Below are 7,067 nucleotides of genomic sequence, written 5' to 3' on the forward strand. Positions count from 1 at the left end.
TAGCCGCCACCACGTGGGCTTTTGCTGAAGCGAGCCGGTCATCTTAGCGGCTTTTTCTCTAGCGTCAATACCCAATGTGCATCGAGTGTCTCCGCTTCCCCGCCTAGCTCTGTCAGGCCGAAGCCAGGCAGTTGTGAAGCGGGCCGCGCAGTCTAACGGGATGCGCAAAAAGGTCAACATTTTTCTGACTCCCACGCATGACTGTATCGTGATGCCCTATCAATCCCATGCGCTATACCGACAATGCAAAGCGCTGCGCCTGTGGCGCACGATGCTGGCTTGGTTGAAACGCTCATGCTCTTCCGCGAGGCCCGGTATGTCTGCTGCAGTACGCGACGCTTGGCGCGACGCCTCTCTCTCCGCGCTGATCGCCGGCTTCGTCACGGTATTGGTCGGCTTCACCAGCTCGGCAGCGATCGTGTTCGAGGCCGCGCGTACTTTCGGCGCCTCGCAGGCGCAGATCGCCTCCTGGATGTTGGCGCTGGGGTTCGGTATTTCGCTGACTTCCATCGGGTTGTCGCTGCGCTACCGAATGCCGGTGCTGACCGCGTGGTCTACGCCAGGCGCAGCGTTGCTCATTGGTAGCGGCGGCGGACTGCCGTTGTCCGATGCGATTGGCGGCTTCGTACTGGCAGCGGCACTGACGGCGGTGGCCGGATTTTCCGGATTGTTCGAACGGGCGTTGCGACGCATTCCACTGTCGCTGGCCTCGGCGATGCTAGCAGGCGTGCTGCTGCGTTTCGGACTGGATGTGTTCGTGGCCATACAGCATCAACTCGGCATGGCACTGACGATGTTCGCGGTGTATCTGCTCGGGCGCCGCGCATTCCCACGCTATGTGGTGATCGCAACGCTGCTGGCCGGCATCGCGTTCGCCACCGGCAATGGCGCACTGCATCTGGAGGCAGTGCAGTTGCGGCTGACGCGACCGGCACTGGTGTGGCCGACGCTATCTTGGCAGGCGCTGTTCGGTATCGGATTGCCGCTTTTCGTGGTGACGATGACATCGCAGAACCTGCCAGGCGTGGTGGCGATTCGCGCATCCGGTTACGCGGTGCCGATCTCGCCGACGCTGGGCTGGATCGGCGTGATCAATGTATTGCTGGCGCCGTTCGGTGCCTTTGCGCTGAATCTTGCGGCGATCACCGCGTCCATCTGCCTGTGCCGCGAGGCACAGGAGGATCCGCAGCGGCGCTACATGGCCGCGGTGTCCGCCGGCCTGTTCTATTTTCTCATCGGAGTCTTCGGCGCCACGGTCGCGGCGCTATTGGCCGCACTTCCCAGAGAGTTGATCATGGCGATCGCTGGCATCGCGCTGTTCGGCACCATCGGCAATAGTCTGGCCTCGGCACTGAGGGAAGAGCACGAACGCGAGCCCGCGCTGATCGCATTCCTGGTGACTGCATCGGGATTGTCGTTATTCGGCATCGGCGCGGCGCTGTGGGGGCTGCTGGCCGGAGCAGGAGCAATGGCGCTGTGGCGATACAAGCGCTGAGCATGGGCCAGCTTGCGACTCAGCGCGGGTCACGCAATTGCAGCAGCCAATGTGTGGGGATTCCGGAAGGATTGGGCAACGGTTCGAAATCGAACTGACGATGCATCGCGACGGTGCCATCTACACGCAGCGGCAGAGTGACATAGGCCGCACGTCCCTGCCGCAACAAGGTGGCGATGCGTTGCGTTTCCTCTGGCACGGCATTGCTGGCATAGAGCCGATCCAGCTCGCAACCGATCAATTCGGCAACCTCGCGCTGGTACAGCGAGGCGAAGGCATCGTTGACGAACACCAGACAACTAGGCCTGTGTTCGCTGCCACGCTCGACGATCGCCACCGGCTCGCGCAAGCGTGACAGCGAGGCCTCCAACAACACGAAATCCTGCTGGAACCGCTTGCGCTCCATCAGTTCGATCAGCACGCGCAAACTGCGCGCAGATTCCAAGCTCAGCGGCGACCAGGGCTGTGCACGACCGCGCACGGTTTCCTGCCAGAGGTCGAAACTCTTGCGTGGCGACAGGCGCGAGTCGGGGATGTCCTGCAATTTGGCCAACTGTGGGTTACCGGCCCAGTTAACCGTGCGTACCTGCTCGCGGCGGGTCCACAGCAAGGCGCTGCGCGCCTGCGGCATCAACGGCACGAAGATGAAACCAGCCGCGAGCGGGGCCAGATCGGCCAGCTCCGGAAAGGTCTGGCCGATCTGATCGGTGTGCAGTGCGCCGACGGCATCGTGCCGCAGGGCTTCGTGGTGGGTATGCTCGATCTGTTCGCGGATGCGGGTCAGATCCGCGATCACCGGCATCATGCCGTGGCGGGTGACGTGGTCGCCGTGGAAAACCGCCACACCATCGGCATCCACTACATCGAGCAAATCCGAGGCCATCTCATCGAGCATGCTGGCGGTCAGCATCTCGGCGTCGTTGAAGTTGGTGATCAGTTTTTCGCGCAAGGTCAGCAGTACCGACTCGGTGCGTGCCCGCGCCACCGCGGTCAGCGCACCGATCCGACCGGCCAGCGCGCGGCTGACCGCATCGGCGACGTCGCGCATCTCGTGATTGCAGAAATACGGGCGATAGTGATGGCAGGCCACCAACCCCCATAGCGCATCGTTGACCACGATTGAAGTCACCAGGGTCGCGGTGACGCCCATGTTGGCCAGGTATTCCAAATGCACCGGTGAGACGCTGCGCAGGCTGACGTCGCTGAGGTCCAACGGCGCGTGCAGACGCGGGTGCAAGGTCGGCTGGATCGCCGACGGAACATAGCCGACGTCGACGATCTGGCGCACGCGATTACGCAGATACAGCGCGCGCGCCTGTGCAGGGATATCGGTGGCCGGGTAGTGCAGGCCGAGGTACGGCTCCAGTTCCGCCGCGCGTGCCTCGGCCACGACATCGCCATTCCACTCTTCATCGAAGCGGTAGATCATCACCCGGTCGTAGCCGATCAAAGCACGCAAGCTCTTGGCGGCGCGCTGGCAGGCATCTTCGATGCTGGTGTCGGACTCAAGCCGGCGCAGCACCGGCAACGCCTCGCGCAATGTGGCATCGGCCAGTGGCGCATCGCGTCGTTCCAATTCCAGTAGCCATTGCTCTGGATACAGATGCCAAGCGCCAACCCAGCGTTGTGCCGACATGGCCGTGTCGCGCCGAAAGGCGATGTCGACATAAGCGAGGTGACTGGGCTCGGTCGCATCAGGCAGCAGCCGCGTGCGCGGATCCTCCAGCACAAGGATGCTGTCGTAGCGCTGCCCGAGCAGTTCATCCAGCGGCTGGCCGAATAGATCTGCGGCGCTGGCGCTGGCCTGCACGATGCGGCCATCGTCCGGCTCGATCACCAACAACACACCATACGGCTGCACCGACCCGGGAATATGGATCGGCTCGCGTGCGCACGCGTCCATGTCCAAAGGCACGACGGGATCGCTCATGCGACAGTCTCCAGGGCAAGATGAGTATGGAAATGCGCGAACATGGCCCGTGCGCCGTCAACTGCGGCCTGCTGTTGTGTGGGTGTGGTCAGGACGTGTTCGAGCCGCTGCTGGAAATGTCGCCAGGCATCTGGATCGGCGTCGCCCAGTTCGAAATAGTGCACCGCCGATGCAACGCTGGGCAGACGCTGGCGCAGTTGCCGCGCAATCACTCGCCCACCCAACCGCGAACCCTCGACCACATAAAGCATGCCCCATCCGCTGCCGGCAGCGTGCACGGGGGGGTCCGACAGCAGCGTCGGTGGCGGCACCTGCAACGCAAACAGATCCTGGGCCAACAACGGGCTACGCGGTTGATAGCGCCATCGGGCATCGCCGCAATCGCGTAACCAAGCCGCCTCGCGCTGCTCCCAGCCAGCCAACACGGCATAGTGACAACGCAATAGCTGTACGTAATCGCACAAGGACAAGACGCCGCTCATCAAGGCGCGCATCATTGGCAAGCGTTCGACCGCCTCGTGCTGCGATGCGGTGGCCTCGCGCAGCAGACGCGATGCGGTGAACGGCAGGGCGGTTCCATCGGGAGGCGGCATCATGGAGGCGGCTGGCAACAGCAGCACGATTGGCCGCGATGAAGAGAAAGCACAGCGTAGCAATGCCAATGGTCAGTTGCCAGACAGCCAGCGCGTCGCCGCCGACACAAACTGAGCGGTTCATGCCATAGGCGATGTGCAAGCAGTTATCAGACCATCCACGGACGGTGTAAGACCGCAGCAGACACCGCCCGACACCGGCCGCCGTGCAGGCGCCTCACAGTGGCGCGACGGCGATCGTCTGCTGCAGCACGTGGCGAGCTCCGGGGGCCAGTTCGATCACCTCGGGTCCGGCGTTGGCCGGCTCCAGGCATACGAACTGACGCCAGTGGGGTCCCACATCGACCATCGCGTGGGCGCCGGCTTCGCCCGGATTCCATGCCACCAGGGTGCGGCTGCCGCTGGTGACGATCTGAATGCAGCGGCGCAGGCCCGGATCGAGCAGGGTGTAGCGACCGCCGGCATCGATGTAGATACGGTCGCTACGGCCTGGATCGCGCGGATCCTGCAAGGTCCAATCGTCCTGCTGGCGATGCACCGTGGCATAGCCGTCGAACTTGTCCAGGTAGTGGAGCCCGTCCAGGCCCTGCACTCGCACCTGGGTGGCGTCGGCGACCCGGAAATAATTGTGCAGGGCTTGGGTGATGCGTGCCGGCGCCGTGCCGATGTTGTCGGTGATCAGCTGCTGCTCCAACGTCGCGCCGATCCGCAGATGCAAGCGCAAACGCAATGACAGCGCGCCGACGTCGAGCGGCGCCATGGTCAAGACCAGGCTGCCGTCGGCCTCGCGTTGGGCCTGCTGTCGCTGCCACGGCACCGTGCGCACGACACCGTGCGCGGGCACGGCGTCGGTCTGGCCTTGGCGACCGAAATACGGCCAGCATACCGGGGTGCCACCGCGGATCGGGGTCGGGGTCGGCTGCGCACTCGGCGACAGCCACAAAACGTCGGTATTGCCCTTGGGCACGAACGACAGAACCTGCCCGCCGAACAGGCTGATCGCGGCGGTGGAATGCGCAGTGTCCACCAACAGCGCGGGATAACCGTGGAAATCGCCTACGCTCAGACCGGGGACGTCGGACATGGGCCGCATGCTCCGTGGCAGGTGGATGTTGTGGACAACGCTAGACGCGCGAGCGGGCGACGGCGCGGCGTGGTCGCTTTGCCGACGGATGGCGATGGCGAACGAGCGGGTGCGGAAGGCACGTTGTTGGCAGGCGGCGCCGGTGCCTCACGGCGCAACGCATCGAGGATCCGCTGCCCGGCGCGGCCATCGGCCGGCTGCAAGCCCAGCCGTTGCTGCTCGGCCTGGATGGCACGGCGGGTTGCGGTGCCGATCATGCCGTCGGCCTGGCCGATTGCATACCCGCGTGCCAGTAGCAGGGTCTGTAGTTCGCGCCGCTGCGCACGGCCCAGGCCGGGATCGTCGGTCGGCCAGGCGGCGACCAACCCGGGCTTGCCACGGAGGCGGTCGGACAACAACGCAATCGCCAGCGCATAGCTTTCGGCGGCGTTGTAGGCATAGATGGCGTCGTAATTACGGAACACCAGGAACGCAGGACCATGCACACCCGCGGGCAGCAGGAGCGCTGCCGGCGTTTGCGCGGCCAGCGCGGGCAAGGCGCTGCCATCGGCGGCGCTCACCCCGCGTGCGCGCCAGTCCGCCAGCGCACGGCGTTGCGTGCGCCCGGCCAGCGTCGCATCGAAACCGTCCGGCAACTTCACCTCCAGCCCCCATGGCTGTCCGTTCCGCCAACCGGACAACTCAAGGTAGTGCGCGGTGGAGGCCAGTGCGTCGGGAAGACTGGCGACCAAGTCGCGGCGGCCATCGCCATCGCCGTCCACCGCGACACGCGCGTAGGTGCTGGGCATGAACTGGGTATGGCCGAACGCGCCGGCCCACGAGCCGGTCAGGCCCTCGGGCTTTAGATCGCCGGCTTGCAGCAGCTTGAGCAGCGCGAACAGTTCGCCACGAAAGAATGGCTGACGGCGACCGTTGCACGCCAAGGTCAGCAGCGACACCAACAATGGACGTTTGCCCGTGCTGCGGCCGTAGTCGCTCTCCACGCCCCACACCGCAACCACCGTCGCTGCATCCACACCGTATTGCTGCGCCACATGGGCGAGCAGATCACGATGCGTGCTCAGCATCGCGCGACCATCGTCGATACGTTGGGTATCGACCAGGCCGGCCAGATAATCCCAGATCGGCGTGGTGAACTCGGGTTGGGCATCGAGCAACGGCAACACACTCATATCCGCTTGCAGGCCAGCGGTGAAGCGATCAAAGGCCGCCGCCGTCACCCCACTTTTGCCAGCAGCGGTGCGCAGGCCGGCGACGCAAGTGGTGAAGGCCGGGTCCGCGGCGGATGCGGTGACGGGCGCGGCGGAAGGCGTTTGCGCGATGGCGCACGGCACCACACACAGCAAGACCCAAGCGAAACGCATCATCGAAACTTCCTCGCCCACAGCAGGCCGAACATCATAACAACCGCATCGCACCCGCCATTCATGCCACAACGCCGACGCAGCGCTCAATCCAGCGCATCGAGGTAGTACCAACACCCGTCCTCGCGCACGAAGCGGCTGTGTTCGATCATGCGCACCGCACTGCCGCCACCGATGCGATAACGCGCAAGGAATACCACTTCTGCACGCTCCTCGGCGATGTTGACGACCCGCTGCACGGTGAGGCCGAGCCAGAAAGTGCGCGGATCGATCTCCACCTGCGCCGGACGCGTGGACGCATGCCAACTAGCGCGCAGGTAATCAGCATCGCCGCGCACATAGGCGCTGTAGCGCGCACGCATCAGCGACTCGGCATCCGGCGCGGCGGCACCGGCATGGTACGGCCCGCAGCACTGCGCGTATTCGCGCGGGCGGCCGCAGGGACAGGGATCGGTAAGGCGCGGGGCGGACCGGGACATCCACCGATTTTGCCGGCTAAGGCGACGCCCTGCACGCCACACGCATCATGCCTAGAGCGTGTTATGAACTTGAGGCTTTCGCGGCTATCGTAAGCGGATGAAGCCAGCACGCTCCTATCCGA

Annotated in this window: 4 protein-coding genes and 1 pseudogene; 1 reads left to right on the forward strand and 4 read right to left on the reverse strand. The window is 64.7% G+C overall.

All coding sequences use genetic code 11. From position 1 onward, the window contains the following. Nucleotides 1-316: 316 nt before the first annotated feature. A complete protein-coding gene (locus XALGPE39_RS14470; RefSeq protein WP_045728778.1) occupies nt 317-1,495 on the forward strand; it encodes a benzoate/H(+) symporter BenE family transporter in 1,179 nt (392 codons plus the stop codon). Between the two features lie 19 nt (nt 1,496-1,514). Here the strand turns inward: XALGPE39_RS14470 and bphP are convergent, their stop codons facing one another. The 4 genes and pseudogenes from bphP to XALGPE39_RS14495 form a co-directional block, all read right to left on the reverse strand. Next, nucleotides 1,515-3,425, reverse strand: coding sequence for a bacteriophytochrome BphP (gene bphP / locus XALGPE39_RS14475; protein ID WP_045728779.1), 1,911 nt, complete (start codon nt 3,423-3,425; stop codon nt 1,515-1,517). Continuing rightward, a complete protein-coding gene (locus tag XALGPE39_RS14480; RefSeq protein ID WP_045728780.1) occupies nt 3,422-4,021 on the reverse strand; it encodes a biliverdin-producing heme oxygenase in 600 nt (199 codons plus the stop codon). The genes bphP and XALGPE39_RS14480 overlap by 4 nt, the downstream gene beginning before the upstream one ends. A gap of 214 nt (nt 4,022-4,235) precedes the next feature. After that, nucleotides 4,236-6,439, reverse strand: a pseudogene (locus tag XALGPE39_RS16525) (lytic murein transglycosylase). 113 nt (nt 6,440-6,552) lie between these two features. Then, on the reverse strand, nt 6,553-6,945 hold the full coding sequence (locus XALGPE39_RS14495) for a YchJ family metal-binding protein (protein WP_045728782.1): 393 nt from the start codon (nt 6,943-6,945) through the stop codon (nt 6,553-6,555). Between the last annotated feature and the right edge of the window lie 122 nt (nt 6,946-7,067).

It is taken from the genome of Xanthomonas sp. GPE 39 (assembly GCF_000963005.1).
Lineage (GTDB): Bacteria > Pseudomonadota > Gammaproteobacteria > Xanthomonadales > Xanthomonadaceae > Xanthomonas_A.